This is a genomic window from Mycobacterium sp. 23 (assembly GCF_048287075.1).
Lineage (GTDB): Bacteria > Actinomycetota > Actinomycetes > Mycobacteriales > Mycobacteriaceae > Mycobacterium > Mycobacterium gordonae_B.
The window spans coordinates 2875865-2898671 of record NZ_JBLVUX010000005.1; the positions used below are offsets into that span (position 1 = coordinate 2875865).

Here is a 22807-nt window from a genome sequence, read left to right on the forward strand (position 1 = left end):
ACTAACCGCGACAGATAGGACACGCATGCCACGCGCTCACGACGACAACTGGGATCTCGCGTCGAGTGTCGGCGCCACCGCGACCATGGTCGCGGCCGGCCGCGCGATGGTGACCAAGGCTCCCGACGGCCTGATCAAGGACCCCTTCGCCGAACCGCTGGTGCGGGCGGTCGGAGTGGACTTCTTCATCAAGATGCTGGACGGGGAGCTGGAAACCGAGGCGCTCGAGGACTTCAAGCCTGAGCGGGTACAGGCGATGATCGGCGGAATGGGAGTGCGCACCAGGTACTTTGACGAATACTTCACCGCCGCGACCGAATCCGGCATCAGGCAGGTGGTGATCCTGGCGTCCGGACTGGACGCGCGTGCCTACCGGCTGCCCTGGCCCGACGGGACGGTCGTCTACGAGATCGACCAACCCCAGGTCATCGAGTTCAAGACAACCGCCCTCGCCGACATCGGGGCCGAACCGACCGCCACACGGCGCACCGTGGCCATCGACCTGCGCGGCGACTGGCCCTCCGCACTCAGGCAGGCCGGCCTGGACCCGTCACAGCCGACGGCGTGGCTCGCCGAAGGGCTGTTGATCTACCTGCCCCCGGAAGCTCAGGACCGGTTGTTCGACAACATCACTGCGCTCAGCGCCCCAGGCAGCACCGTCGCGACCGAATTCGTGCCCGGCATCGTCGATTTCGACGCGGAAAAGGTACGTGAAATGTCCGGACGGTTCCGCAACCACGGGTTGGACATCGACATGGCCTCGCTGGTGTACTCGGGTTCGCGCACCCATGTCGTCGACTATCTGCGCGACAAGGGCTGGCAGGCCGACGGGGTGACGCGGACCGAGCTGTTCAAGCAACACGGTCTACAGCTTCCCGCCCCCGGCGATGACGACCCGCTCGGCGAGATCATCTTCATCAGCGCGAGGCTGAACTAGCGGCGAACGCCCGAGCCGGGCGCTGCGGGTCGCGCCATCTGGCCAGCCTCAGAAGCGCGACTGACCTGCCCACAGCACGCGGGCGCCGCTCATCGTCTGCTCGACGTTGTCGACGATCCCGGCCACCGAGCGGATGAGTAGCGCACCGACGGCCTCGGGCAATGAAGCCGCTCCGGGCTGTGACGACGCTCGGGGCCGCAGCATGTCCAGCAACGACGATCCTGGATAGCTCAGCACCCGAACCTCGGTGTCCGGGTCCAGCCCGGCCAGTACCTTCGCGCGGCGCACCGCGGTGCGGAAGCCACCGAGCTCATCGACCAGCCCACGCTCCAGCGCGTCGGCGCCCGTCCAAACGCGGCCGCGCGCAACGGTATCCACGTCTTTGGTGGTCAGGTTGCGGCCGTCTGCGACGCGTTGCACGAAGTCGGTGTAGAACAGGTCGGCGTCGGCCTCCTGCCGGGCCTGCTGCTCCGGGGTGAACGGGGCGTCTATCGACCAGGCATCGGCATTCGCGTTGGTACGCACCGTGTCCGAGCCCACCCCCAACCGGTCCTTGAGGTCGCGCACCACCAGCTTCCCGGTGATGACACCGATCGAGCCGGTGATCGTTCCCGGGTTGGCGACTATCGCGTCGGCGGCCATCGAGACGTAGTACCCGCCGGAAGCGGCGACCGAGCCCATCGACGCCACCACCGGCTTGCCGCGTTCGCGGGCTCGTTTCACCTCGCGCCAGATGGTTTCCGATGCGGTCACCGAACCACCGGGACTGTCCACGCGGACCACGATCGCCGACACCGAATCGTCGGCCGCCACCTCGCGTAGCGCCGCGGCGATCGTGTCGCCACCGGCGTTCGACGGACCGAAAGGCATACCCTGTGGCCCGCCCCGACCGTTGACGATCGCGCCTTCGACCCTGACCACGGCGATGGTGGGCTTGGCGCGCCGCCCCGGGATGGCGGGCACCGGCGGCGCCAGACGCGACCGGGCCGAACCCGCGTAGCGCGCCAGGTACATCCGCGGCGGCTTCTCCTCGGCGTCGACGTCATCGTCTTGCGAACCCGTTGTCCCGCAGACTAATTCCGCCATGCGGGCGTAGGCCTCGTCGCGGAATCCGATGTGGTCGACCAGCCCCGAGGCCAGAGCGTCGTCCCGCATCAGCGGAGCGCGATCGGCCATCGCGTCCAAGTCCTCCACAGTGATCTTGCGCGACTCGGCCACCGCCTGCCACACCTGGCTCTGCAGGCTCTCCAGCATGCGGGTGACCGCTTCGCGGTGCGCGTCGGTGAAGCCGTCTTCGGTGAAAAGGTTTGCCGCAGACTTGTATTCACCGCGGGCTACGAACTGCGCCTCGATACCCGCCTTGTCCAGTGCATCCCGCAGAAACATCGCGTTGGCCGCGAAGCCGATCAGCCCCACACCACCGGAAGGCTGCATCCAGATCTCCCGGAACGCGGAAGCCACGTAGTACGACAGCGTGCCCGGGTAGGTCTCCGCCCACGCCACGGACGGCTTGACGGCGCTGAACGCGGCGATGGCGTCCCGCAGCTCCTGGACCACCCCGATCGGCGACGGCGGCAGCTGCACACGTGCGATCAGCCCCGCTACCCGCGGGTCCTCGGCGGCACGGTGGATGGCGGCGACCGTCTCGCGCAGCGACATCTGACGCCCACCGCCGGTGATGATGGTTAACGGGTCGAAGCCGGTGGTCTCCGGTGGCGCGCTCTGCAGGTTCAACTCCAGCACGCAACCGTTCGGCACGCCGTGGTGCCTAGCGGTGTCGACCCGGTCGACAAGGGCACGGACTTCGTTGACTCCGGGCAGTGAGGGCATAAACGCGAACATCTTAGATAGCCTACCGACCGGCCCCGATCCGGCCCGTACGGTAGAGCCCGTGAGGTATTCGATAGCCATCCCCCAACTCATTTCGGGCGACTTCGACGCCGACGGGCTGCGTTCCTATCTCGCCCGTGCGGAGCAACTCGGGTTTGAGGGCGGCTGGGTCCTCGAGCAGATCATCGGGGACGCACCCCTGCTGGCGCCGCTGGAGTTGCTCGCCTACGCGGCGGCCTGCACACAGCGGCTGCGGCTGGGAGTCGCCGTTCTCGTCACGTCACTGCATGATCCTTTGCAACTCGCCTCGGCGATCACCGCCGTCGACCGCCTCAGCCACGGCCGGCTCGACGTCGGTGTCGCCCCCGGCGGTAGCCGTCGCCGTTTCGCCGCCTTCGGCGTGCAGCAGGACAGCTTCATCAGCTACTTCACCGAAGGCCTGCAGTTGATGAAGGCCGCGTGGTCCGACGAGCCCCGGGTGACGTTTCACGGCAGGTTCCGCGATGTCGACGACCTGCCCATCGCGCCCAAGCCTGCGCAGCGGCCGCATCCCCCGATCTGGTTCGGCGGCCTGGCGCCCAAGGCCCTGGCCCGCGCGGTGCGGCACGGTGACGCCTTTCTCGGCGCGGGATCTTCCACGACGGCGGACTTCGCCAAGGCAGTGGATATCGTGCGGCGCGAACTCGCCGAACAACACAAGGACCCGGCAACCTTCACCATCGGCAAACGCGTGTATCTGATGATCGACGACGACGCCGACCGAGCCCGCGAACGCGTGCTCGCCGGGCTGCGTCGCATCTATGGCGGCATGGCCGGCATCGACGCCGTTCCGGTTTACGGCACACCCAAAGACGTGATCCGCGGTCTGCGGGAGGTGATGTACGCGGGGGCGCAGATGCTGCTGTTCAACCCCGTCGGGGAGAACGCGGCGGAAGACCGTGAGCAGATGGAACGCCTTGCCGCAGAAGTTATTCCGCGGCTAAGTTAACTGGCGCGAGCAGACACAAAATCGCACTCCGCGCAGCGGATTCGTGCGACTTTGTGTCTGCTCGCGGCAAAACCTTACAGCTCGGTGGCGCTGCCGCCGGCGGCAGTGATCTTCTCCCGTGCGCTGCCGCTGAACTTGTGTGCGGTCAGGTCGACCTTCACAGTCAGCTTGCCGTCGCCGAGCACCTTGACCAACCCGTTCTTGCGAACCGCGCCTTTGGCCACCAACTCGTCGATGCCGACGGTGCCGCCCTCGGGGAACAAGCGGCTGATGTCGCCGACGTTGACCACCTGGTACTCGGTGCGGAACCGGTTGCGGAAGCCCTTCAACTTGGGCAGCCGCATATGGATGGGCATCTGCCCACCCTCGAAGGTCGACGGAACATTCTTGCGTGCCTTCGTACCCTTGGTACCGCGGCCCGCGGTCTTGCCCTTGGAACCTTCACCGCGGCCGACTCGGGTGCGCGCGGTCTTCGACCCGGGCGCAGGCCGCAGGTCGTGCAGCTTGATAGTCACTGTGTCTTCCCTTCGGGCGCCGACTCCACCTCAACCAGGTGGTTCACCACTGCGATCAACCCGCGCGTCTGCGGGTTGTCTTCGCGGATCACCGAGTGGCGAATCTTGCGCAGACCCAGGGTGCGCAGGCTTTCGCGCTGCTTCCAGCGCGCACCGATGGTGCTGCGCACCTGGGTGATCTTCAACTGGCTCATTGTGCTGTTCCCTCTCGCGCTGCCGCGGCGGCCAGCGCGTCACTTTCGCGGCGGGCCTTGAGCATCCCGGCCGGGGCGACGTCCTCGATGGGCAGACCACGCCGAGCGGCGACCTCTTCGGGGCGCTGCAGCATCTTCAGCGCGGCGACCGTCGCGTGCACCACGTTGATCGCGTTGTCGCTACCCAGCGACTTGGCCAGGATGTCGTGTACGCCGGCGCATTCCAGCACCGCACGCGCCGCACCGCCGGCGATCACACCGGTACCCGGGCTGGCCGGGCGCAGCAGCACGACGCCGGCGGCGGCCTCGCCCTGTACCGGGTGAGTGATGGTCCCGCGGATCAACGGCACGCGGAAGAAACCCTTGCGAGCCTCCTCGACGCCCTTGGCGATCGCGGCGGGAACCTCTTTGGCCTTGCCGTAGCCGACGCCGACCATGCCGTTGCCGTCACCCACGATGACCAGAGCGGTGAAGCTGAAGCGCCGACCACCCTTGACCACCTTGGAGACACGGTTGATGGCGACGACCCGCTCCAGATAGTTGCTCTTGTCGCCGTCGCGGTCACGGTCGCGACCGCCACGGCCACCGCCGTCGCGACGGCCCCGTCCGTCGCGCGAGTCGCGGCCGCCGTCACGGCTGTCGGGGCCCTGACCCCCAGCGGACTGTTCCGCCATTATGCGGTCCTTCCGTTCATCACGCTGATGCTGCTCATCAGAATTGCAATCCGTTCTCGCGGGCAGCATCGGCCAATGCCGCAATCCGTCCACCGTAGGTGTAGCCGCCGCGGTCGAAGACCACGGAGTCGACGCCGGCAGCCTTGGCCCGCTCGGCGATCAACTGTCCGACCCGCACGCTACGGGCTTTCTTGTCCCCATCCAGACCGCGTACGTCGGATTCGATCGACGACGCGGCGGCCACGGTGGTGCCGTTCAGGTCATTCACCAACTGCACGTGAATGTGCCGCGAAGACCGGTTGACGACCAGCCGGGGACGCTCCGCGGTGCCGGAGATCTTCTTACGCAACCGCGCGTGCCGGCGCAGCCGCGAGACCCGGCGGGTCGCGGATACGCTCTGCCCCACGGGCTTCTGCGCTTCAGCTTGTGATTGCGCCATGACTACTTACCTGTCTTTCCGACCTTGCGGCGGATCTGCTCACCCTCGTAGCGCACGCCCTTGCCCTTGTACGGGTCGGGGCGGCGCAGACGGCGGATGTTCGCCGAGATCTGGCCGACCTTCTGCTTGTCGATCCCCGTGACCGTGAACTTCGTCGGAGCCTGTACGGCGAACGTGATGCCCTCGGGCGCCTCGATCACCACCGGGTGGCTGTAGCCGAGGGCGAACTCCAGGTTGCTGCCCTTGAGCTGCACGCGGTAACCCACCCCGTAGATCTCCATCTTGGTGGTGTAGCCCTCCGTCACGCCCGTGACCAGGTTGGCCACCAGGGTGCGGGACAGCCCGTGCAGCGAACGGTTTTGCCGCTCGTCGTTCGGACGGGACACCACGATCGCGCCATCGTCGTTGCGCGCCACCGTGATCGGCTCAGCGACCGTCAGTTCCAGGGTGCCCTTGGGCCCCTTGACCGAGACGCTCTGGCCTTCGATGGTTACGTCGACTCCCGCGGGAATCGGAACCGGTTGCTTACCAATACGCGACATCGTCTAACCCCTCACCATACGTACGCGAGGACTTCGCCGCCCACGCCCTGTCTGGCTGCCTGACGGTCGGTGAGCAGACCCGACGACGTCGAAATGATCGCGACGCCAAGGCCTCCCAGCACCCGCGGCAGGTTGGTGGACTTTGCGTACACCCGCAAGCCGGGCTTGGACACCCGCTTCAGGCCAGCGATGCTGCGCTCGCGGCTGGGTCCGTACTTGAGCTGGACGATCAGCGACTTGCCGACCCGAGCATCCTCGGTGCGGAAGTCGGTGATGTAACCCTCGCTCTTCAGGATCTGGGCGATGTTGGCCTTGATCTTGGAGTGCGGCAGGGTCACTTCGTCGTGGTACGCCGAGTTGGCGTTGCGCAGACGTGTCAAGAAGTCCGCGATTGGGTCCGTCATCGTCATGGTTTAGTCCCTGTGTCCTGTCACCAACTGCTCTTCTGCACGCCGGGCAACTCGCCCGCATGCGCCATCTCGCGCAAGCAGATTCGGCAGAGCCCGAACTTGCGGAACACCGCGCGCGGACGACCGCACTTGCTGCAGCGCGTGTAGCCGCGCACCGCGAACTTCGGCTTGCGGTTGGCTTTGTTGACCAGTGCCTTCTTCGCCATCTGCTCAGTTCTCCTTGAAGGGAAAGCCGAGGGCCCGCAACAGCGCTCGTCCTTCGTCGTCGTTCGTCGCCGAGGTGACGACGCTGATGTCCATACCGCGGACCCGGTCGATCTTGTCCACGTCGATCTCGTGGAACACCGACTGCTCGGCGAGACCGAAGGTGTAGTTGCCGACACCGTCGAACTGCTTGGGCGACAACCCGCGGAAGTCACGGATACGGGGCAGCGCGATCGAGGTGAGCCGGTCGAGGAACTCCCACATCCGGTCGCCACGCAGGGTGACCCGCGCGCCGATCGGCATGCCTTCGCGCAACTTGAACTGCGCAATGGACTTCCGAGCCTTGCGGATCTCCGGCTTCTGCCCGGTGATCAGCGAAAGGTCGTTGACGGCGCCGTTGATCAGTTTGGCGTCCCGGGCAGCCTCGCCGACACCCATGTTGACCACAACCTTGGTCACCGTCGGGATCTGCATGACGTTGCCGTAACCGAACTGCTTGTGCAGTGCGTCGCGGATTTCATTGCGGTAGCGCTCTTTCAAGCGCGGCTGCGTTTTCTCTGCAGTAGTCATCGTCAGATGTCCTTGCCGTTGCGCTTGGAGATGCGGACCCGCTTGCCGGTCTCTTCGTCCACGCGGTAGCCGATGCGGGTGGGCTTGCCGTCGGAGTCGACCACCATCACGTTGGACACGTGGATCGGCGCTTCCTGGGTGACGATGCCACCCGAGCGGGCGCCGCGCTGGTTGGTCGAGATCGCGGTGTGCTTCTTGATCCGGTTGACGCCTTCGACCAGCACCCGGTTGCGCTCCGGGTAGGCCTGAATGACCTTGCCCTTCGCCCCTTTGTCTTTGCCGGCGATGACCAGCACGGTGTCGCCTTTATGGACCTTCACCTACAACACCTCCGGGGCGAGCGAGATGATCTTCATGAACTTCTTCTCCCGCAGTTCGCGGCCGACCGGCCCGAAGATGCGGGTACCGCGCGGGTCGTTGTCGGGCTTGATGATCACCGCGGCGTTCTCATCGAACTTGATGTAGCTGCCGTCGGGACGCCTGCGCTCCTTGACGGTGCGCACCACGACGGCCTTCACGACGTCACCCCGTTTGACGTTGCCGCCCGGGATGGCGTCCTTGACCGTGGCGACGATGATGTCGCCGATGCCGGCATAGCGTCGCGACGAGCCGCCGAGCACGCGGATGCACAAGATCTCCTTGGCGCCGGTGTTGTCGGCGACCTTCAGCCGCGATTCCTGCTGAATCACTCGATCTCCTGACCTGGTGGACGTGTGCGCGGCAGGCTGAAACAAGCTCAATGAGCCTGACGTGCGCGGTCTTGAAAAACTGTTTGTCACCGAAAGGCACGCGGGGCCGGCTTTCAAACCGCAAAGCCAGCCGAGGTCTGCCCAAGGCAACCCCTAGAGTCTAGGGGACACCCAGCTCAGCACCAAATTGGCGTCCTAGTCCCCCTGCCGGCTAGTCCCCCTGCCGGCTAGTCCCCCTGCCGGTGCCAGGCCAGGATGTAGAGGATCAACGCGGTCGCGAGCCCTATCAGCACCCAGATCACCACCGCCTGGTCGACCCAGGAGCCGGCCGGCGGAGAACCGGGCAGGATGTTGCGCAGCGGCACCACCGCGAACAGCATCGCGGCATACCAGGTGGAGAACGGCGGCAGGAACTTGCGCCGGCCGGTCAGCATTTGGATGGCCACGAACAGGGCTAGCGTCGGCAGGGCCACCAGCACCAGGCAGATCCCCAGATCGAAAACGAGCGGCCCCTTGGCCCGCTTGATGGTGATGATCACATTGTCGGGGCGGTTAGGGTCGTGGCTGTCCCGCCCGACCCGGCTCGCCGAGACGTCCCAGCCCTCCAGCACGCCGGTCACCTCCACTCGGGCCGGCTTGTACTGACGGCCGTCGCCGGCCCCGACCAGCACATCGGCCTGGATGGTGTCAGTCGTGTAGGTGTCGAACGGCCAGTCACCGGGTTCGCCGTGCGCCGGGATGGTGGTGGCCACCTGCGCCGGCGACTTGCCCATCGGGTACTGCAGGTCGCCCAGGTCGTTCTGCGGGAAGAATCGCACCGAGGTATCGGTGTTCAACACGTTCAGGCGCGGGTCGACCATCGAATCATCGGGCTTGACGAGGACTTTGACGTCCAGGCGATGTTCGACGGCGTGCAGTTGCTCGATGCGCACCAGGACCACGCTGTTGTCAGTGGTCGTCATGTCCGGCTCGGGCAGCGGCCCGGGTGAGGTGGCCAGCAGGTGGTAACCGAACAGCGACAACAGGTAGACGACGACCACGCTGAGGACGACGGAGACATCGAGGATGAGGTGGCGGCGGCGACGCCGCTGATCGGCATCAGCGGGGCTGTGCGCGGGCAGCGCGAACGTCTCGTCCAGGTCGAACTCGGGTCGAGGGCCCGCCGGCGCGGCCAGCTCCCTGTGCACTGTCACTGCGGCAGATTAGCAATTGATTTGTTTGCTGGCAGCTTTTGGTACGACGCGCTACGCGCCCGTAACATTGTGCGTCACCTGGGTTAACACCACACCGGCGATCCGTGCGGGTACGCGCAGATTTCCTTGCCCAAAGGCAGTTTCAGGCCCGATCGCGGTACCACGCCACGATGTAGATGACCATGGCGGCGGCCAGCCCCAGCAACACCCAGATCACCAGGCCCTGGTCGATCCAGGCGCCCGTCGGCGGCGAACCCGGCAGGAAGTTGCGCAGCGGCACCACCGCGAACAACATCGCCGCGTACCAGGTGCCGAACGGCGGCAGGAACGGCCGTCGGCGGGTCACCATCTGAATCGCGACGAACAACGCCACCGCCGGCAGCGTGATGAGCACCAGACAGATCCCGATGTCGAAGATTCGCTGCGCCCGCGTCCGCTTCAGGGTGATGACGACGTCGTTGGGGCTGTCGTCAACTCGGGCGACGTCGATGTCGAAGCCGTCCGCTGATCCGTCCACCTCGATCTTGGCCGCCTCGTAGTGACGGTCCGGGCCCGCACCGGCCAGCCATTCGGCTCGGATCGGGTCGGTGGTGTAGGTGTCCAGCGGCCAGTTGCGTGGCTCGCCCCGTGCCTCGATGGTGGTGTCCTTGGGTTCCGGCGCCTTGTCCAACTCGTACGGCACCTCGCCCATGTCGTCCTGCAAGGGGAAGCGCACCGCCGTGTCGATGTTGAGCCGGCCGGTCTTCTTGTCGACGATCGCCTCGTCCGGCTTGAGCACCAGCGTCACGTCGAGCATGTTCTCTTTGTTGCGCAGTCCGTCTATGTGCACCTTCACCACGGTGTCCTTGGGGGATCGCAGATCCACCTTCGGCAGCGGGTGCGGGGCCAGCCACTGATAGTTCAGCAGGGTGAAGATGTAGACCGCGGCGAAGCCGATGAGTATCGACGAGTCGAGGATCAGGTGCTTTCGCACCGACATGTGTTTGTGCTCGGGAATCCCCGGCTCAGGCGGGGGAGCATCGGCCGACACGAAGTCAGATGGTAGATCAGTCCCCTTGACGCACCCAAGCGACGATATACAGGCTCATCGCCGTCACGAGCGCGATCAGCACCCACTGCACGATCGCCTGGTCGATCCACGAGCCGGGTGGTGGAGCGCCCGGAAGGATGTTGCGCAACGGAACGATGGCGAACAGGTTTGCGGCGTACCAGGTTGCGAACGGGGGCAGAAACTTCCGCCTGCCCAATGCCATCGGGACTGCCACCAGAAGAGCCAGCGTCGGCAGCGCGATGAGGACCAGACAGATGCCCAGATCGAAGATCAACGGGCCCTTCGCCCTTTTGAAGGTCACCACCACGTTGCCGTTGTCCATCGCCCGAGAGGTGGGAAGAGCGGCGGGATCATGCACCCGGTTGACACTGATGTCCCAACCGTCGAGCGCTCCGGTCACCTCCACCCGAGCAGGTACCTTCTTGAGGTTGTCGCCGGACCCGACGAACGCGTCGGCGGCGATCGGTTCGGTGCGATAGGAATCGAACGGCCAATTGCCGGGGTCGCCGTGCGCTTCCACCGTGGTGCTGAGTTGTGCCGGGGCTTTGCCTTTCGGGTAGTGCAGATCGCCCAGGTCGCTGGTGGGATAGAGGCGCACGGCGACGTCGGTGCCCAGCACGTCGAAGCGATTGTCATACGACGAAATGCTTGGATAGACAAGCACATCCACCGTCAGTCGGTTGGCGACCGGCTTCAGTTCCTCCAGCCGCAGCTGCACGATCGTGGCATCGCCGCCGCCCTGGCTGAGGTCCAGCGGGGGCAGCGGGCCCTCAGATCTTTGCAGAATGTGTACCCCGACCAGTGACAGCACGTAGAAGATGACGATGACCGTCAGAATGATGATGCCGACCAGGATCCGCGATTTCTGCGGCTTCTTCGCCGCCGGCTTTTTCTTCTTCTTGTGCGGCTTCTCCGCCGCGGGCCGCGGTTTGTCCGTCGACGGGGTGGGTGGAGCCTCAGTGGTCATCGCACACCTCCGCTCGCCACGCATCCCCACCGCTCGAGGTCAGATGCTAGCGAACTACCCGGACCCCCGCGCCGCGACTGAATTCGGTTCACCGGCAATACATCTGGCTGTAATCCGGCAGCCTGGCCGGCTGCGCCACCCGAGACACCGGACATTAACCCAGAAAAGCCGACCGGTTCACCCGATGTTCTCCTGACCGCGCCGATTCGGACAGATGTCGGTGTCAGCATGAGCGTCTGCTGCTTTGAGAGGGGCCACCGCATGACGCGCAACCGACCGGCCGTCGGGGTCGGCCTGCTGGCCGCCGGCTCCCTGGTGCTCTCGGCCTGCACCACCGCACAAGCCACCCTCCCCTACGTGAGCGGGGCCAAGGTGGCATGCGGCGGCAAACAGACGCTGACCGCCAGCGGCTCGACCGCGCAGGCTCATGCGATGACGCGGTTCATCGACGCCTACCACAAGGCGTGCTCCGAGCAGACGCTCAACTACAACGCCATCGGCTCTGGCGCCGGGATCACCGAATTCCTCTCCGGCAAAACCGATTTGGCGGGCTCTGACACGCCCCTGTCGGGCGATCAGTACGCCGCCGCCAAACAGCGGTGCGGCGGGGCCGACGCCTGGAACCTGCCCGTCGTGTTCGGCCCGATGGCCATCACCTACAACCTCGCCAACGTCGACACCCTGGTGCTCGACGGGCCCACGCTCGCCAAGATTTTCAACGGCACGATCACGCGCTGGGACGACCCCGCGCTCACCGCGCTGAATGCATCGATGCCGGCCGAAGACATCCGCGTCGTCTACCGCAGCGACGCGTCAGGAACCACCGACAACTTCCAGTCCTATCTGACCGCCGCGTCCGCCGGGGCGTGGAAGCAAGGCACCGGCAAGGCTTTCAACGGCGCGGTCGGCGTCGGCGCCGTCGGCAACAAGGGCACGGCGGAGTTGGTCAAGTCCACCGAAGGCGCGATCAGCTACAACGAATTGTCCTTCGCCCTCGAACAAGGTCTCTATGCCGCCGAGATCAAGACGCCCGCGAGCCGCCGGTCGCTGCGGCCCGTCCGGATCGGCACCGACACCGTCGGCAAAACCATCAGCGGAGCCAAGATCGTCGGCGAGGGCAACAACCTCGTGCTCGACATCTCGTCGTTCTACAACCCGGCCCAACCTGACGTCTACCCGATCGTGCTGGCCACCTATGAGATCGTCTGCTCCAAGTACCCCACACCGGAAGTCGCACTGGCGGTCAAGGCGTTCCTGCAGGCCGCGATCGGCCCGGGTCAAGTCGATCTGAACAAGTTCGGCTACATCCCGTTGCCGGCCGGATTTCAGGCCCGGGTGTCCGAAGCCGTCGACGCGATCGGCGCGGTCGGCGATGCGCCGCAGCGGAGTGAACCGCCCGCCTGAACTCAGTCCGACTGTTTTCGGTACGCCATGATGAACAACGTCATCGCGACGATCAGTGCGAGCAGCACCCACAGGGTGATGGCCTGGTCGACCCATGACCCTTCCGGCGGCTTGCCGGGGAAGATATTGCGCAACGGGACCACTGCGAACAGCATGGCGGCGAACCACGACACGAACGGTGGCAAGAACTTCTTCTTGCCCAACGCCATTGGGATGGACACCCACAGCGCCAGCGCCGGCAGGGCGATGAGCACCAGGACGATGCCGACATCGAAGATCAGCGTGCTCTTGGACCGGTGCAACGTGATGATCACGTCGTCCGGGCGGGGCGAACTCTGGGTCGACTCACCGACGCGCCTGACGGTGGCGTCCCAGCCGCCGACCTCTCCGATGACCTCGACACGGGCGTCCTCCACCGTCCGGTTCTCGCCGGTTCCGGCGAACACCTGGGCCTGGATGGTGCCGGTGGTGTAGGAGTCGAAGGGCCAGTTGGCGGGGTCGCCCTGCGCGTCGAGATAGGTCGTCTGTTGGGCGGGTGACTTACCCACCGGGTACTGCAGGTCCCCCAGGTCATTCTCCGGGTACATCCGCACGGTGAGGTCTTGAGTCAGCGTGTGGAATTTCTTGTCGAACTTCGAATCCTCAGGAATGACAAGCACACTCACCTTGAGGCGGTTGTTGACGGTATCCAGTTCCTCGATCTTCACCTGCACCACGGTGTCGTCGGTGGTGCCCATGTCGGCTTCCGGCAGCCCCTCAGCCGAGGTGGCCAGCAGGTGCACCCCGACCAGCGAGAGCACATAGACCACGACCACAGCCAGGATCACGCCGATGTCGATCAGGATGCGTTTGCCCCGCGACGACTTCGGCGGCGGCGATGACGGTGCCGTGGGGGCGGGCGGTGCCGGGGGTGCGGGCGGCGGGGCCTGGTGGCTCATCGATCGCGGCCTTTCGGTGACAGCACGGGCGTAATGAGGCGAAACTCGTCACACATTAACCGGCAACAACGTGCAGAGCGATAGATACACGAATTTCTTTAGCTCGTCTTGAGATCCACCACGCACCGGAACCCGATGTGGGTGGTCGCGGTGTCCTGCGACTGTGGCGAACGCGCCGCCGGCCGGTAACGGTGGCAGTACTCGGGTGCGCACAGGTGCGATCCGCCCTTGAGGGTCTGGCTGACCGTCGGATCGGCGGGACCAGTGGGCGCGCAACAGGCCTTGGGCGGCTGCGTGATTCGGTGGTGGGCACTGAACTCGGTGGTGGTCCACTCCCAGACATTGCCGATCATGTCGACCAGGCCGAAGCCGTTGGCCGGGAACGTTCCTACCGGCGAGGTCCCGATCCAGCCCAGCGCACCGTCGTTGCGATACGGGAATCTGCCCTGCCACGTGTTGGCCATCAGTTGGCCGCCGGGCTTTTCCTCGTCCCCCCACGAGTAGGTGCCCGTGGCCCCGGCCCGGGCGGCGTACTCCCATTCGGCTTCGGTGGGCAGGCGGCGACCGGCCCAGCGGGCATAGGCCGCGGCGTCGGGATATGCCACCTGCACAACGGGGTGCTCGGCTCGGTCGGCCGGGTGGTCACTGCCGACGCCGAACGGGCGGCGCCAACTGGCCTCCGGCACCCAGTCCCACCACTGCCGCCAGTCGCGCAGATCAACCGGACCAGCCGTCGGCCGGAACACCATTGCTCCGGGAACCAGGTCGTCGGGGTTGGCACCGGGATACAGCGCGGGATCGAGCGGCTGCTCCGCCACCGTCACATAGCCTGTGGCGTCCACGAATTCGGCGAACTGCGCGTTGGTCACCGGGTGCCGCTCGATCGCAAAGGGGGCCACGGTCGCGGTGTGGATCGGCGCCTCTTCGGGATAGAAGCTCGTCGAACCCATCCGGAAAGACCCGCCGGGGAGTTCGACCAGCTCTGTCAACACCGCTTCAGGGTATGACGACCGCGAAATCCTGTGTCAACGCGGATCTCGCCTCCCTGAACCCGGGAGTGCCGGCGTTGGCCTGCACATGGATGGTCACCAGGTACTGCTTGGTGTTGGTCCAGATGTGGGTGATGCGATCGGCGAAGTCGATGCCGCCGGACGGCCCCTGCAGGGTTCCGGTGAGTTGCTGGCTGCTGTACCCGCAGAACGGCGAGCCGGTGACCGAGAACTTCAGCCGCGGCAAGGCCCCTCCGACGGTGGACGTGTGGCGCAGGAACGCGCTTTCGGGTGTCAGGTCGGTCGCCGCGATGGTGACCGTCGCGGTCAGGGTGTCGGGGCCACTGGCCGTCAGCGCGGTGTCGCCGGCGCCGGGTATCGAGGTCCAGCCCCGCGGCACCGTGATGGTGATTTGCGGCGCATCCGGATCGGATACGGCGGCCGGCGTGGGATCGCCGTCACCCACCGGCGCCACGACACACGACAGTGCGTTGGGCGGAATACGGTCGGGGTGGGTGGGTGCGATGCCGGGCACCGGTTCGGCGGGATCCGAGTGCGGCGCGGGCGCGGCGGATCCTCCGGTGTGCGAGTCGCAACCGGCAAGAACGCCCAGCAGACAGACCAGGCCGACCAGGCGCACCCGCTGCGCGGACACCTCAGTCCCGCGAAAAGGCAAGCGCAAGTTCCTTTTCCACGTCCTCGTAGGGCCGGCCGGAAAGGTCGATGGTGACCTGGGCGACGCTGCCGCCGGTCAGCACGAACGGGGCCTTGTACTTGCTGGAGACGGCCGAGCCGCCGTTGCGGCCCACCGTGATGCCGGCGCCGGCCAGCCCGAATGTCCCGGGGTGGGTGATCACGTCGGGAAGCATTCCGACCGCGTGTTCGTCGAAGTACAGCGTCACGTTCCCGATCGGCGTGTGGCTGTTCGGGACGGTCCCGGTGCGTTCGTAGCGGACGCCGAACAGGTGCCTGCCCAACGGGATCGGCCCGTTCGACTGGATCTGCTGCTGGCGTTCACCGAGAAAGTTGTAGACGTATTGCAGGCGGCCGTCCTGGATGAAGAGCACGTGTCCGCCGTGCGCTCCACCCTGCTTGTAGATCACGCCTTCGGCGCCGGTGGTCTCGACCGTCACGTCGGCCAGCACCGTGAAGGAACGGCCCCGGATCTCCGCTGCGGCGCCGATGCCGACGTCGGCGCAGTCGGGGTAGTAGACGTAGCTGTCGCGCTCGCCCACCAGGTAGGGCCGCGAGCGCATCATCGTCTCCATGATGTTCAGGTCCGAAAGCGGGAGCCCGTTGTACTTCTCGGCCTCGGAGTACCACAGCGCCTTGAGCTCTTCGAGCTTGTCCGGGTGCTCGGCGGCCAGGTCGTGGCACTGGCTGCGGTCGGCTTCGATGTGGAACAGTTCCCAGCGGTCGGCGTCGAAGTGCGACCAGCCGGCGGGGGTGGCGGCGTGGACGGTGTTGGCGAACCATCCCTCATGCCAGATCCCCCGGGTGCCCAGCATTGTGTAGAACTGCGTCTTCTTGCCGCTATCGGCACCCGGATCCTCAAGGGCGGCCTTGAAACTCACTCCGTCCAGCGGCTTCTGCGGGATGCCCTTGACGGTCTCCGGCGGCGTCATGCCGAGCAGGTCGTACACGGTGGGGGTGATGTCGCTGACGTTGACGTAGTTGTCCCGGACCTCACCGTGTGCGGCAATTCCGTTGGGCCAGGAGATGATTGCCGTGTCGGCGATACCGCCTTCGTGCGAGGCGTAGCGCTTGAACAACTTGTAGGGCGTGTTGAACGCCATCGCCCACCCGATCGGGTAGTGGTTGTAGGTCTGCGGGCCGCCGAGCTGATCGAAGAGTTTCATGCTCTCCTCGACGGTGTCGATGTAGCCGTTGAAGAACTTGCCTTCGTTGACCGAGCCGTTCGGTCCGCCTTCGCCGCTGGCCCCGTTGTCGGAGATCACCACGATGATGGTGTTGTCCAGCTGGCCGGACTCTTCCAGGTAGTCCAGGATCCGGCCGATCTGGGCGTCGGTGTAACTCAGGAAGCCGGCGAACACCTCGGCCATCCGGCTGAACAGCTTCTTCTCTTCGACGTTGAGCGAATCCCAGGGCCGTACCGTGTCCTGCAGCGGCCACGGCTCGCCGTTGGGTCCCTTGACGTCGAGATAGGGGTTGATCGGCGACAACTCGGTGTCCGCCGGCACGATCCCCATCGCCTTCTGCTTTTCCAGCGCGATCTCGCGGTACTTCTCGTAGCCCATGTCGAACACGCCGTCGTACTTGTCGGCCCATTCCTTGAACACGTGGTGCGGCGCGTGGCCTGCGCCCGGGCAGACGTAGCTGAACCACGGCTTGTCGGGCGCGATCACCTTGGCGTCGCGGATGAACTGAATTGTCCGTTCGGCAAGGTCCTTTGACAGGTGGTAGCCGTCTTCGGGTGTGGCAGGCGGGTTCACCGGGTGGTTGTCGTACATCAGGTCGGGGTACCACTGGTCGGTTTCTCCGCCCATGAACCCGTAGAACCGCTCGAAGCCACGCGAGGTCGGCCAGTGGCGTTTGGTGGCGGCCATGCTGGACTCCTCCAGCGGCGTCAGGTGCCACTTGCCCACGCAGTAGGTGTTGTAGCCGCGCTCGTTGAGCACCTCGGAGAGCAACGCGGTATCCGCCGGGATGCGACCGTTGCAGTTGGGGAAGCCGTCGGTGAACTCCTCGATCGTGGCCATGCCGACGGTGGTGGCGTTGCGGCCGGTCAGCAGCGATGCCCGCGTCGGGGAGCACAGCGCCGTGGTGTGGAACTGTGACAGGCGCACGCCGCGCTCGGCGATGCGCGTCATGGCCGGCATCTCGACCAGACCGCCGAAGCAGTCCCAGGTGGCGATGCCGGTGTCGTCCCACACCAGGTACAAGACATTGGGGGCATTCTCCGGGGCGGTCGGCGCCGCGTACGGACCCCAATCCGGTTCCGAATCGCGAATGTCCAGTTCGATCTTGCCGCCAAACTGCGCCGACCCCGTCATACCCAGCCTCACCGTTGAAATGACCACCCGAACGTCCGAGGACATTACACGCGCCAGGTAGAAAACAGCTGAGATTTCGGGGGGTCCCGGGGCTGGTCAGTGCATCCGGACCCGCAGGCTCCGCAGACCGTTGCGCCGGTTACTGCCGACCCACTCCGGTGGCGCCAACACCTCGATGCGCTCGAAGCGCGGCAGCAGTTCTTCGAAGAACACCCGCAGTTCCAGTCGAGCCAGGGTCGCTCCGAGGCAGTAGTGCACGCCTTGCCCGAAACCCAGATGCGGGTTGGGCTTTCGCGTGATGTCGAACTCGTCGGGGCGGTCGAACACACTGGGGTCACGGTTGGCCGAGGCATCCCAGACGAGCACCTTCTGCCCCTCCTGGATGCGGTGCCCGGCCAGGGTGACATCGCGGGTGGCGGTGCGCCGCTTGGACGGTGAGGGTGTCGTCCATCGCACGAATTCCTCGATCGCGGCCGGCAGCATGCCGGGGTCGCGGCGTAGCTGCCGCCATTGGTCGGGCCGCTCGGCCAGCGCGAGCAGGCTCACGGACGTGACACTGCGGGTGGTGTCACTGCCGGCGCTGAACAGCTGATGGAAGAACAGATAGACCTCTTCGTCCGACATGAACGGCTTGCCGTCGACGGTCGCGTTGGCCACGATCGACAACATGTCGTCGCCAGGTTCGGCCCGCTTGCGCGCGATCAGCTCGCGGCCGTAATCATCCCGCCGGGACTGCGCGTCGGTGCCGTAGATCCATGACACGAATTCTTTGCTGGAGCCGCGGAAGTTCAACCCCGCCTCGATCTCGTCGAACAACCAGTGCCGGTCGACTTCGGGCACGCCCAGCAGGATGCAGATCATCTGGGTGGGCAGTTCGGCGGCCACGTCGACGGCGAAATCGAACGCCTCGCCAGGCTTGATCTGGTCGAACAACCGGCGAGCCCGATGACGCAGGTCGTCCTCGATGCGGCCGATGATCCGCGGCCCCAGACCCGAGCTGACCAATCGCCGGATAGCGGCGTGCCGCGGGTCATCCATCATGTTGATCAGCCGGCCGGACAACGGGAAGTCTTGCAGCAACGTGCCGCCGTACGGTCGCTTGCCACCGGTCTCCGACGAGAAGGTCGCCGAATCACGCAGCACGGCAATAGTTTCGGCGTACGTGGCGACCGACCAGAAGCCCTCGCCGTCGGGTGTGTGCTCGGTGGGCTCATGCCAGAACACCGGCGCCTGTAGTCGGTGGGTCTCGAAGATGTGGTACGGGAAGCCGTTGTCGAAGTTGGCCGGGTCGGTGAGGTCGAAACCGAGCCGGGCCGGCAGGAGGCAGCTGGTCATGATGTCCAATCGGGAATGAGGCGACTGATGCCGCTGACCCCGACCCACCCGCAAGTGGTCGCAGGTACGGCCGGGGTCAGGATCGACTTCCTCGTGCGTGCTTATTCGCAGGCGTCGGTGGCGCTGTAGATCGGCGCCGAGTAGACGATCTCGCTCTCGTTGAACAGCATCTCGTGGGACATGGTTTCTCCTTTATTCGCTGATTGAATTGCGCAATTAGAAACTAACAACGCAGATCAGCCGGCGATGTCCACCGATAAGCCCGAGCAGGGCGGTATTTCGTGTCCCCCGATCAGTGGACGAGTTCGTTGGCGAGCAGACGTAAAATCCCCCGTTTCGCCGATGAAACGGGGGATTTTACGTCTGCTCGCGGGAGTTACCGAGAGTTACTTGGCCTTCTCGAGGATCTCCACGAGGCGCCAGCGCTTGGTGGCCGACAGGGGCCGCGTCTCCATCAGCGAGACGCGGTCGCCGATGCCGGCGATGCTGTTCTCGTCGTGCGCCTTGACCTTCTTGGTCGTCCGAATGATCTTGCCGTACAACGGGTGCCGCACACGGTCTTCGAGCTCGACGACAATGGTCTTCTGCATCTTGTCGCTCACCACGTAGCCGATGCGGGTCTTACGACGACCGCGCGGCTTGGGGTTGGCCGGAGTGTGCTTGGGGCCCTTCTCTTTTGCCGGGGCGTCCGCCTTCTGGGCCGCTTTCGGGGCCGCCTTCTTAGCCTCTGCCATCACGACTCCTTACCGTCGGGCCCGCTGGCCAGACCCAGTTCTCGTTCACGCAGCACCGTGTAGACGCGCGCGATCTCCTGACGCACCACGCGGAGCCGGCGGTTGTTGCTGAGCTGGCCGGTGGCCATCTGGAAGCGCAGATTGAACAGCTCTTCCTTGGACTCGCGAACCCGCTCCTGCAGCTCCTCGTCGGTGAGCTCGCGCAGTTCGCCAGGGGAGATTCCCACTGCCATCAGAACTGCTCCTCTCGGGTAACGATGCGTGCCTTGATCGGCAGCTTGTGGATCGCCCGGGTGAGCGCCGCCCGCGCGATCTGCTCGTTCGGGTAGCTCAGCTCGAACAGCACCCGTCCGGGCTTGACGTTGACCACCCACCACTCCGGCGAACCCTTACCCGAACCCATCCGGGTCTCGGCGGGCTTCTTGGTCAGCGGGCGGTCCGGGAAGATGTTGATCCACACCTTGCCGCCACGCTTGATGTGCCGGTTGATGGCGATACGAGCGGACTCGATCTGCCGGTTGGTGACATAGGCGTGTTCGAGCGCCTGGATACCGTAGTCACCGAAGTTCACCGCCGTGCCGCCACTGGCGATACCGCGCTGACGGGGGTGGTGCTGCTTACGGTGTTTGACCTTGCGGGGAATCAGCATGACTCAGCTCTCCGTGCTCTGCGCTTCTACTGCGGGTGCCGCAGCTTCGGGAGCCGCGGCAGCGCCCTCGTCGCCACCGGCGGCCCGGCCCGCGTCGGTACCGGTCGCCGTGGTTCCCGAGGCACCGCTGCGGCGCGGACGGGTGCCCGACGGCCGCTCACGGCGGGGACGGTCGGCACCGGCCGGTGCGGCAGCGGCCAATTCGCGCTTGCCGCCGACGATGTCGCCCTTGTAAATCCAGACCTTCACGCCGATCCGGCCGAAGGTGGTCTTGGCCTCGTACAGGCCGTAGTCGATGTCCGCCCGCAGGGTGTGCAGCGGCACGCGGCCCTCGCGGTAGAACTCCGAGCGGCTCATCTCAGCCCCGCCGAGACGGCCCGAGCACTGCACCCGGATGCCCTTGACGTTGGGCTGGCGCATGGCCGACTGGATGGCCTTGCGCATCGCCCGGCGGAACGCGACCCGGTTGCTCAACTGCTCGGCAACACCCTGGGCCACCAATTGTGCTTGGGACTCCGGGTTTTTCACCTCGAGGATGTTGAGCTGGACCTGCTTCTTGGTCAGCTTCTCCAGGTCGGCGCGGATACGGTCGGCCTCGGTGCCACGACGGCCGATGACGATGCCCGGGCGTGCGGTGTGGATGTCGACCCGGACCCGGTCGCGGGTCCGCTCGATCTCCACGTCGGCGATTCCGGCGCGCTCCAGGCCGGAGGACAGCAGCCGGCGGATGGCGACGTCCTCCTTGACGTACTCGGAGTACTGCTTGTCGGCGTACCAACGTGACTTCCAGTCGGTGGTGATACCCAGCCGGAAGCCGTGCGGATTGATCTTCTGGCCCACTAGTCTGAGCCTCCCTTCGCTTCAGAAGCCTCAGAAGTCTTTGCGGGCGCCTTCTTTGCGGGCGCTTTGGTGGCCGCCTTCTTCGCGGGCGCCTTGGATGCCGCCTTCTTCGCGGGTGCTTTGGCGGCAGCCTTGCTGCCCTCGGCCCGACGGGTGCGCGACGACTTCGAGGAGCGCTCGTCCTTACTCGGGCGGCTCTCCACGATCACCGTGATGTGGCTGGTGCGCCGGCGGATCCGGAACGCGCGGCCCTGCGCGCGCGGACGGATGCGCTTGGCGGTCGGGCCCTCGTCGGCGTAGACGGTCGCCACCACCAGGGTGGTGGGGTCCAGGCCGTTGTTGTTCTGCGCGTTGGCGGCAGCACTGGCGATCACCTTGGCCACCGGCTCGCTGGCCGCTTGCGGCGCCCAGCGCAGGATGTCGAGCGCGTCGGCCACCGACCGGCCACGCACCAGGTTGATGACGCGGCGCGCTTTCGTGGGCGACACCCGGACGAACCGCGCCTTGGCGGTCGCCGACGGATATTCAGTCGTAGTAGTCATCGCCGCTTACTCTTCCGGTCGTCCTTGATGTGTCCCTTGAAGGTGCGGGTGGGCGCGAACTCCCCCAGCTTGTGACCCACCATCGATTCGGTGACGAACACCGGCACGTGCTTGCGGCCGTCGTGGACCGCGAACGTGTGGCCGATGAAGTCCGGAATGATGGTCGACCGTCGCGACCAGGTCTTGATGACCTGCTTGGTGTTCTTCTCGTTCTGCACGTCGACCTTCTTGAGCAGATGGTCGTCGACGAACGGGCCCTTCTTCAGGCTGCGTGGCATTATCGGCTACTCCCTGCTAGCGACCGTGCTTCTTGCCGGTGCGACGGCGCCGGACGATGAGCTTGTTACTGGCTTTGTTCGGGTTACGGGTACGGCCCTCGGGCTTGCCCCACGGGCTGACGGGGTGACGACCACCGGAGGTCTTACCCTCACCACCGCCGTGCGGGTGGTCGACCGGGTTCATCACCACACCACGGACGGACGGGCGCTTGCCCTTCCACCGCATACGACCGGCCTTGCCCCAGTTGATGTTTGCCTGCTCGGCGTTGCCCACCTCACCGACCGTCGCGCGGCACCGGACGTCGACCCGGCGGATCTCGCCGCTGGGCATGCGCAATGAGGCGTAGGTGGCTTCCTTGCCGAGCAACTGGATGCTCGAGCCGGCCGAGCGCGCCAGCTTGGCCCCACCACCGGGCCGCAACTCCACGGCGTGCACCAGGGTGCCGGCCGGGATGTTGCGCAACGGCAGGTTGTTGCCGGGCTTGATGTCCGCGTTGGCACCCGACTCGACGATGTCGCCCTGCGAGAGTCCGTTCGGCGCAATGATGTAGCGCTTCTCCCCGTCCAGGAAATGCAGGAGTGCAATCCGTGCGGTCCGGTTCGGGTCGTACTCGATGTGCGCGACCTTGGCGTTGACGCCGTCCTTGTCGTTGCGACGGAAGTCGATCACCCGGTAGGCGCGCTTGTGGCCACCACCCTGGTGACGGGTGGTGATGCGGCCGTGCGCGTTACGCCCGCCCTTGCTGTGCAGCGGGCGCACCAGCGACTTCTCGGGCGTGGTCCGGGTGATCTCGGAGAAATCCGAGACACTCGCGCCGCGACGACCCGGGGTCGTCGGCTTGTACTTGCGAATTGCCATGTCTAATCAGATCTTTCTCTCG

At 65.7% G+C, this 22807-nt stretch carries 29 protein-coding genes; 3 read left to right on the forward strand and 26 right to left on the reverse strand.

The genetic code is table 11. The features are described from left to right. Positions 1–25 precede the first annotated feature (25 nt). The gene (locus tag ACNQS7_RS14505; protein WP_418013077.1) at positions 26–937 is read left to right on the forward strand and encodes a class I SAM-dependent methyltransferase; all 912 of its coding nucleotides are present in this window, start codon (positions 26–28) and stop codon (positions 935–937) included. Positions 938–985: 48 nt separating this feature from the next. Here ACNQS7_RS14505 and sppA read toward each other — a convergent pair whose 3' ends face one another. Then, positions 986–2779 carry a signal peptide peptidase SppA gene (gene sppA / locus ACNQS7_RS14510; protein WP_418013078.1) on the reverse strand — a complete coding sequence of 598 codons (1794 nt, stop codon included), beginning with the start codon at positions 2777–2779 and terminating at the stop codon, positions 986–988. A gap of 49 nt (positions 2780–2828) precedes the next feature. Between sppA and ACNQS7_RS14515 the strand changes: the two genes are divergently transcribed. Next, positions 2829–3755 (forward strand): LLM class flavin-dependent oxidoreductase, encoded by a 927-nt coding sequence (locus ACNQS7_RS14515; RefSeq protein ID WP_418013079.1) that lies wholly within the window; start codon positions 2829–2831, stop codon positions 3753–3755. A gap of 74 nt (positions 3756–3829) precedes the next feature. Here the strand turns inward: ACNQS7_RS14515 and rplO are convergent, their stop codons facing one another. From rplO to ACNQS7_RS14580, 13 genes are all read right to left on the reverse strand, one after another. Continuing rightward, positions 3830–4270 (reverse strand): 50S ribosomal protein L15, encoded by a 441-nt coding sequence (gene rplO, locus ACNQS7_RS14520; RefSeq protein WP_055580327.1) that lies wholly within the window; start codon positions 4268–4270, stop codon positions 3830–3832. Next, the gene (gene rpmD, locus ACNQS7_RS14525; protein WP_055580328.1) at positions 4267–4464 is read right to left on the reverse strand and encodes a 50S ribosomal protein L30; all 198 of its coding nucleotides are present in this window, start codon (positions 4462–4464) and stop codon (positions 4267–4269) included. Before rpmD ends, rplO begins: the two co-directional genes overlap by 4 nt. Continuing rightward, entirely contained in the window at positions 4461–5138 is a 678-nt protein-coding gene (rpsE, locus tag ACNQS7_RS14530) for a 30S ribosomal protein S5 (RefSeq protein WP_055580329.1), read from the reverse strand. Before rpsE ends, rpmD begins: the two co-directional genes overlap by 4 nt. A gap of 37 nt (positions 5139–5175) precedes the next feature. Further along, on the reverse strand, positions 5176–5544 hold the full coding sequence (gene rplR, locus ACNQS7_RS14535; protein ID WP_082658836.1) for a 50S ribosomal protein L18: 369 nt from the start codon (positions 5542–5544) through the stop codon (positions 5176–5178). A 35-nt stretch (positions 5545–5579) separates the two neighbouring features. Beyond that, a complete protein-coding gene (rplF, locus tag ACNQS7_RS14540) occupies positions 5580–6119 on the reverse strand; it encodes a 50S ribosomal protein L6 (RefSeq protein ID WP_418013080.1) in 540 nt (179 codons plus the stop codon). An 11-nt stretch (positions 6120–6130) separates the two neighbouring features. Beyond that, positions 6131–6529, reverse strand: a complete 399-nt coding sequence (gene rpsH, locus ACNQS7_RS14545; RefSeq protein WP_055580332.1) for a 30S ribosomal protein S8 — start codon at positions 6527–6529, stop codon at positions 6131–6133. 20 nt (positions 6530–6549) lie between these two features. Then, on the reverse strand, positions 6550–6735 hold the full coding sequence (locus tag ACNQS7_RS14550; RefSeq protein ID WP_055580333.1) for a type Z 30S ribosomal protein S14: 186 nt from the start codon (positions 6733–6735) through the stop codon (positions 6550–6552). Between the two features lie 4 nt (positions 6736–6739). Beyond that, positions 6740–7303 carry a 50S ribosomal protein L5 gene (gene rplE / locus ACNQS7_RS14555; protein ID WP_055580334.1) on the reverse strand — a complete coding sequence of 188 codons (564 nt, stop codon included), beginning with the start codon at positions 7301–7303 and terminating at the stop codon, positions 6740–6742. A 2-nt stretch (positions 7304–7305) separates the two neighbouring features. Then, positions 7306–7623: a 50S ribosomal protein L24 gene (gene rplX, locus ACNQS7_RS14560; RefSeq protein WP_418013081.1), complete on the reverse strand. Its 318-nt coding sequence runs from the start codon at positions 7621–7623 to the stop codon at positions 7306–7308. Continuing rightward, complete coding sequence (rplN, locus tag ACNQS7_RS14565) at positions 7624–7992, reverse strand: 50S ribosomal protein L14 (RefSeq protein WP_055580336.1); 369 nt, start codon at positions 7990–7992, stop codon at positions 7624–7626. It abuts the gene before it with no gap. A 227-nt stretch (positions 7993–8219) separates the two neighbouring features. Then, on the reverse strand, positions 8220–9131 hold the full coding sequence (locus tag ACNQS7_RS14570; RefSeq protein WP_418015997.1) for a DUF4436 domain-containing protein: 912 nt from the start codon (positions 9129–9131) through the stop codon (positions 8220–8222). Positions 9132–9327: 196 nt separating this feature from the next. Then, a complete protein-coding gene (locus tag ACNQS7_RS14575; protein ID WP_418013082.1) occupies positions 9328–10215 on the reverse strand; it encodes a DUF4436 domain-containing protein in 888 nt (295 codons plus the stop codon). A 16-nt stretch (positions 10216–10231) separates the two neighbouring features. After that, a complete protein-coding gene (locus ACNQS7_RS14580) occupies positions 10232–11203 on the reverse strand; it encodes a DUF4436 domain-containing protein (protein WP_418013083.1) in 972 nt (323 codons plus the stop codon). Positions 11204–11464: 261 nt separating this feature from the next. Here ACNQS7_RS14580 and pstS point away from each other — a divergent pair, with 261 nt between their 5' ends. Continuing rightward, positions 11465–12607: a phosphate ABC transporter substrate-binding protein PstS gene (gene pstS / locus ACNQS7_RS14585; RefSeq protein ID WP_418013084.1), complete on the forward strand. Its 1143-nt coding sequence runs from the start codon at positions 11465–11467 to the stop codon at positions 12605–12607. A 2-nt stretch (positions 12608–12609) separates the two neighbouring features. On the opposite strand, the gene ACNQS7_RS14590 is transcribed toward pstS, so the two are convergent. The 12 genes from ACNQS7_RS14590 to rplB form a co-directional block, all read right to left on the reverse strand. After that, entirely contained in the window at positions 12610–13545 is a 936-nt protein-coding gene (locus ACNQS7_RS14590) for a DUF4436 domain-containing protein (protein ID WP_418013085.1), read from the reverse strand. Positions 13546–13643: 98 nt separating this feature from the next. After that, the gene (locus ACNQS7_RS14595; RefSeq protein WP_418013086.1) at positions 13644–14537 is read right to left on the reverse strand and encodes a formylglycine-generating enzyme family protein; all 894 of its coding nucleotides are present in this window, start codon (positions 14535–14537) and stop codon (positions 13644–13646) included. 4 nt (positions 14538–14541) lie between these two features. Further along, complete coding sequence (locus tag ACNQS7_RS14600) at positions 14542–15210, reverse strand: hypothetical protein (protein ID WP_418013087.1); 669 nt, start codon at positions 15208–15210, stop codon at positions 14542–14544. Further along, entirely contained in the window at positions 15191–17548 is a 2358-nt protein-coding gene (locus tag ACNQS7_RS14605; protein ID WP_418013088.1) for an arylsulfatase, read from the reverse strand. The genes ACNQS7_RS14600 and ACNQS7_RS14605 overlap by 20 nt, the downstream gene beginning before the upstream one ends. Positions 17549–17644: 96 nt before the next feature. Next, positions 17645–18883, reverse strand: coding sequence for a cytochrome P450 (locus tag ACNQS7_RS14610; protein WP_418013089.1), 1239 nt, complete (start codon positions 18881–18883; stop codon positions 17645–17647). Positions 18884–19269: 386 nt separating this feature from the next. Then, positions 19270–19617, reverse strand: a complete 348-nt coding sequence (rpsQ, locus tag ACNQS7_RS14615; protein WP_055576359.1) for a 30S ribosomal protein S17 — start codon at positions 19615–19617, stop codon at positions 19270–19272. Then, positions 19617–19850, reverse strand: coding sequence for a 50S ribosomal protein L29 (gene rpmC / locus ACNQS7_RS14620; protein ID WP_055576360.1), 234 nt, complete (start codon positions 19848–19850; stop codon positions 19617–19619). The genes rpsQ and rpmC overlap by 1 nt, the downstream gene beginning before the upstream one ends. Next, a complete protein-coding gene (gene rplP, locus ACNQS7_RS14625) occupies positions 19850–20266 on the reverse strand; it encodes a 50S ribosomal protein L16 (RefSeq protein WP_055576361.1) in 417 nt (138 codons plus the stop codon). Before rplP ends, rpmC begins: the two co-directional genes overlap by 1 nt. Positions 20267–20269: 3 nt before the next feature. Continuing rightward, positions 20270–21106: a 30S ribosomal protein S3 gene (gene rpsC, locus ACNQS7_RS14630; protein ID WP_055576362.1), complete on the reverse strand. Its 837-nt coding sequence runs from the start codon at positions 21104–21106 to the stop codon at positions 20270–20272. After that, complete coding sequence (gene rplV / locus ACNQS7_RS14635) at positions 21106–21648, reverse strand: 50S ribosomal protein L22 (protein WP_418013090.1); 543 nt, start codon at positions 21646–21648, stop codon at positions 21106–21108. The genes rpsC and rplV overlap by 1 nt, the downstream gene beginning before the upstream one ends. Continuing rightward, positions 21645–21926, reverse strand: a complete 282-nt coding sequence (gene rpsS, locus ACNQS7_RS14640) for a 30S ribosomal protein S19 (protein WP_011739061.1) — start codon at positions 21924–21926, stop codon at positions 21645–21647. The genes rplV and rpsS overlap by 4 nt, the downstream gene beginning before the upstream one ends. 16 nt (positions 21927–21942) lie before the next feature. Beyond that, entirely contained in the window at positions 21943–22785 is an 843-nt protein-coding gene (rplB, locus tag ACNQS7_RS14645) for a 50S ribosomal protein L2 (RefSeq protein ID WP_055576364.1), read from the reverse strand. Between the last annotated feature and the right edge of the window lie 22 nt (positions 22786–22807).

What these genes read in the sequence shown, in the direction of transcription:
- ACNQS7_RS14505 (WP_418013077.1), top strand. Translation starts at nt 26, where the DNA reads ATGCCACGCGCTCACGACGACAACTGGGATCTCGCGTCGAGTGTCGGC.
- sppA (WP_418013078.1), bottom strand. Translation starts at nt 2,779, where the DNA reads ATGTTCGCGTTTATGCCCTCACTGCCCGGAGTCAACGAAGTCCGTGCC.
- rpmD (WP_055580328.1), bottom strand. Translation starts at nt 4,464, where the DNA reads ATGAGCCAGTTGAAGATCACCCAGGTGCGCAGCACCATCGGTGCGCGC.
- rpsE (WP_055580329.1), bottom strand. Translation starts at nt 5,138, where the DNA reads ATGGCGGAACAGTCCGCTGGGGGTCAGGGCCCCGACAGCCGTGACGGC.
- rplF (WP_418013080.1), bottom strand. Translation starts at nt 6,119, where the DNA reads ATGTCGCGTATTGGTAAGCAACCGGTTCCGATTCCCGCGGGAGTCGAC.
- rpsH (WP_055580332.1), bottom strand. Translation starts at nt 6,529, where the DNA reads ATGACGATGACGGACCCAATCGCGGACTTCTTGACACGTCTGCGCAAC.
- ACNQS7_RS14550 (WP_055580333.1), bottom strand. Translation starts at nt 6,735, where the DNA reads ATGGCGAAGAAGGCACTGGTCAACAAAGCCAACCGCAAGCCGAAGTTC.
- rplE (WP_055580334.1), bottom strand. Translation starts at nt 7,303, where the DNA reads ATGACTACTGCAGAGAAAACGCAGCCGCGCTTGAAAGAGCGCTACCGC.
- ACNQS7_RS14580 (WP_418013083.1), bottom strand. Translation starts at nt 11,203, where the DNA reads ATGACCACTGAGGCTCCACCCACCCCGTCGACGGACAAACCGCGGCCC.
- pstS (WP_418013084.1), top strand. Translation starts at nt 11,465, where the DNA reads ATGACGCGCAACCGACCGGCCGTCGGGGTCGGCCTGCTGGCCGCCGGC.
- ACNQS7_RS14590 (WP_418013085.1), bottom strand. Translation starts at nt 13,545, where the DNA reads ATGAGCCACCAGGCCCCGCCGCCCGCACCCCCGGCACCGCCCGCCCCC.
- ACNQS7_RS14605 (WP_418013088.1), bottom strand. Translation starts at nt 17,548, where the DNA reads ATGACGGGGTCGGCGCAGTTTGGCGGCAAGATCGAACTGGACATTCGC.
- ACNQS7_RS14610 (WP_418013089.1), bottom strand. Translation starts at nt 18,883, where the DNA reads ATGACCAGCTGCCTCCTGCCGGCCCGGCTCGGTTTCGACCTCACCGAC.
- rpsQ (WP_055576359.1), bottom strand. Translation starts at nt 19,617, where the DNA reads ATGGCAGAGGCTAAGAAGGCGGCCCCGAAAGCGGCCCAGAAGGCGGAC.
- rpmC (WP_055576360.1), bottom strand. Translation starts at nt 19,850, where the DNA reads ATGGCAGTGGGAATCTCCCCTGGCGAACTGCGCGAGCTCACCGACGAG.
- rplP (WP_055576361.1), bottom strand. Translation starts at nt 20,266, where the DNA reads ATGCTGATTCCCCGCAAGGTCAAACACCGTAAGCAGCACCACCCCCGT.
- rplV (WP_418013090.1), bottom strand. Translation starts at nt 21,648, where the DNA reads ATGACTACTACGACTGAATATCCGTCGGCGACCGCCAAGGCGCGGTTC.
- rpsS (WP_011739061.1), bottom strand. Translation starts at nt 21,926, where the DNA reads ATGCCACGCAGCCTGAAGAAGGGCCCGTTCGTCGACGACCATCTGCTC.
- rplB (WP_055576364.1), bottom strand. Translation starts at nt 22,785, where the DNA reads ATGGCAATTCGCAAGTACAAGCCGACGACCCCGGGTCGTCGCGGCGCG.